This window comes from Mycobacterium ostraviense (assembly GCF_002705925.1).
Lineage (GTDB): Bacteria > Actinomycetota > Actinomycetes > Mycobacteriales > Mycobacteriaceae > Mycobacterium > Mycobacterium ostraviense.
Genome location: NZ_NKRE01000078.1, coordinates 1 through 1,094, shown reverse-complemented (window position 1 = coordinate 1,094; position 1,094 = coordinate 1). Strand labels below are relative to the sequence as shown.

The window sequence follows — 1,094 nt, the reverse complement described above, 5'->3', positions numbered from 1 at the left end:
CGATCTCGACGAGGTCCTGGGTATCGAACAGGCTCATCTGCAGTGGGCCTTGGTCGGCGGCCAGCGCAGCAATCTGCGGGGCGCGTAGCGCGGTGATCCACCCGAAATCGGCTCCTGCCTCGTTGAGTTCACGCAGGGCGTTAATGCGGGCGGTGGTGATCATGCCCCGATCGCCCACCATCACCAGATTATCGAGTGCGAAGGTGTCTTGCAGATCGGCCACAATCTTGGTGAATGCTTTGGGATCAGCGGTGTTACCGGGAAATACCCGCACCGCTACCGGTCGGCCCTCCCGATCACCGAGAAGCCCAAAGTTGATTTGCGGCAACCCCTTTTTACCGTCACGGGAATACCCGCGTGCCGCCAACTCGCAATGGTTACCGGTCATCCACGTACTGGACAGATCAAACAACGCCATCTTCGACGGGTTAGCCTGTAGTCCAAGGTGTTTAGCGGCAAGTTCGGTTTCGATCGCGCCTTGGCGGTTTACTAGCCAGTCCATCGCGGCATAGATCTCGTCGGTGGACGCATCAGCGATACCGAGGTCAACGCCCAAGGTGGTGTCGGCCCACCCTGAAACGGTCGCCAGCTTGCTGGCCGGCTTGACCACTCGGGAGATAATCAACCCCAGCGCCAGATCCCGTGATCGGCACGGCGGCCCCAGCAGGGCGGGCATACCCAATGTGCGCGCCATCGCCGCTACCGCTGCCACATCCCCATGCGGTAGGGCGCGCGTGACAGTGAATTCCGAACCAGCTGCCACCAAGGTTTGGCCTTTCAACGAGGCCTCGATCGCGGTGATCGCTTCAGCCGGCAACTTAGACAGGTTGGCCAGCGTTTCGTGGCGCACCTTGCCGCCCTGGCGAAACGTGCGGCGCACCAAGATTGATTCGTAGTGGCGCACATTGCCTGCCTTGTCGACATACTTACTCGATGTCCGGGCTACATGCATGCTGGCCTGTTTAGCCATATCCCAATGCTACAGCGTGAATTCGCCTACCAGTAGCAGCAACACGCCATGTTTAGTGGCTACATTATTCTGTCCACATCACCACAAACCCCAGCTCAGCACCCCATTTCCCCCACCGACCAGC

The 1,094-nt window shown here is 59.7% G+C and carries 1 protein-coding gene; it reads right to left on the bottom strand.

Annotated elements, in window-relative coordinates; all coding sequences use genetic code 11:
* On the bottom strand, positions 1-970 hold a 970-nt coding region (locus tag CDN38_RS27985), incomplete at its 3' end, for an IS1634 family transposase (RefSeq protein WP_244307495.1).
* Between the last annotated feature and the right edge of the window lie 124 nt (positions 971-1,094).